The 1,800-nt window shown below is 71.6% G+C and carries 2 protein-coding genes; both read right to left on the bottom strand.

Annotated features, from left to right (window positions below; genetic code table 11):
* Positions 1-111: 111 nt before the first annotated feature.
* A complete protein-coding gene (locus FLX08_RS39750) occupies positions 112-951 on the bottom strand; it encodes an SDR family NAD(P)-dependent oxidoreductase (RefSeq protein ID WP_142625409.1) in 840 nt (279 codons plus the stop codon).
* Positions 948-1,800, bottom strand: an 853-nt coding sequence (locus FLX08_RS39745) for a fumarylacetoacetate hydrolase family protein (protein ID WP_341874381.1), incomplete at its 5' end; no start/stop codon positions are given. The genes FLX08_RS39745 and FLX08_RS39750, both read right to left, overlap by 4 nt.

Genomic DNA, 1,800 nt, shown 5'->3' with positions numbered 1-1,800 from the left:
CCAGGGTGTGTTCGGCCTGCTGCTCGCTCACCGGGGTGAACAACCCGCCCAGCGGCGCCGTGCCCAGCCCGTACCGCCCCAGCCTGCCTCCCAGGCCCACGGCCGGGGCGGTCATGACGTCACCGGCCGCAGGCGCAGACCGGACATCCCGCCGTCCACCGGCAACTCGACCCCGGTGGTCGACCCCGCCCGCGGACCGGCCAGATACGCCACCGCGTGCGCGACCTCCTGCGGCGTCACCAAACGGCCGTGCGGCTGACGCGCCGCCAGCGCCGCCCGCTCCGCCACCGGATCAGCGGCGGCATCCAAAAGCCGCCCGACCCACGGGGTGTCCACCGTGCCCGGACTCACACAGTTGACCCGGATGCCCTCACCAACGTGATCGGCCGCCATCGCCCTCGTCAACGCCAGCACCGCCCCCTTGGACGCCGAATACAACGCCCGCAGCGGCAACCCCGCCGTCGCCGCGATCGAACACATGTTGACGACCGCCGCACACGGCGACTCCCGCAGATACGGCAACGCCGCCCGGGTCACCCGCGCGACCCCCACCACGTTCACATCCAGCACCCGCAGCCACTCGGCGTCGTCGTTGCCCGCCACCGTGCCCTGCGCCCCGATACCCGCGTTGTTCACCAGCACATCGATCCGCCCGAACGCCTCGGCCACCGCCGCGATCGCCCGGCGCACGGCGGCGTCGTCGCTCACATCGCACACGAACCCGGACCCGGACCCGGACCCCGTGTCCTTCACATCCAGCACCGCCACCCGGGCGCCCCGGGCGGTCAGCTCCTCGGCCACCGCCCGGCCGATACCCGACGCCCCGCCGGTGACCACCGCCACCAGCCCGCCGAACTCCCCACTGTGCCCGCCGAACTCCCCACTGTGCCCGTCGAACTCCCCGCTGTGCCCGCCGGACTCCCCGCTGCGCCCGCCGGTCCGCTCCCTCATGCCTGACCGACCCGCTGGCGCTGACGGCCCAGGCCGTCGATCTCCACCTCCACCACATCACCCTTCCGGAGATAGGCCTGGGGGCCACGCCCCAACGCCACCCCCGCCGGGGTGCCGGTGTTCACCACATCACCCGCCTCCAGCACCATGAACTGGCTCAAATACCAGATCACGTGATACACCCCGAAGATCTGGTTCTTGGTGGTCCCGTTCTGGCGAAGCTCCCCGTTCACCCACAACCGCAACCCCAGCGCCTGCGGATCACCCACCTCGTCGGCCGTGACCAGCCACGGGCCCAGCGGGTTGAACGTCTCACACGACTTGCCCTTGTCCCACTGACCCCCACGCTCGTTCTGGAACTCCCGCTCCGACACATCGTTGGCGATCGCATACCCCGCGATCACCCCCGCCGCATCCCTGGGCGAATCCAAATAGCGCGCCGCGCGGCCCAGGACCACCGCCAGCTCGACCTCGTAATCGGTCTTCACACTCCGCCGCGGCACCAGCACCTCGTCATCGGGACCGACCACCGTGTTGGACGCCTTCATGAACACCACCGGCTCGCCCGGGACCGGCGCCCCCGTCTCCTCCGCATGATCGGAATAGTTCAACCCGATACACACCACCTTGCCCGGCCGGGCCACCGGCGCACCCACCCGCTCGAACGGCCCCGCCTCCGGCAACCGGCCCTCCGCCAGCGCCGCCCGCACCCGCCCGACTCCGTCCCCCGCAAGGAACGCACCGTCGATGTCGCCCGTCACCGACGACACATCCAGCACCCGCCCGTCCGGCCCGACCACACACGGCCGCTCCTCACCCGCCGGACCCACCCGCAACAGCTTCACGATC

The organism is Microbispora hainanensis (genome assembly GCF_006874475.1).
Lineage (GTDB): Bacteria > Actinomycetota > Actinomycetes > Streptosporangiales > Streptosporangiaceae > Microbispora > Microbispora hainanensis.
The sequence above is the reverse complement of the archived record's forward strand: the minus strand, read 5'-3'. Positions and strand labels throughout refer to the sequence as shown.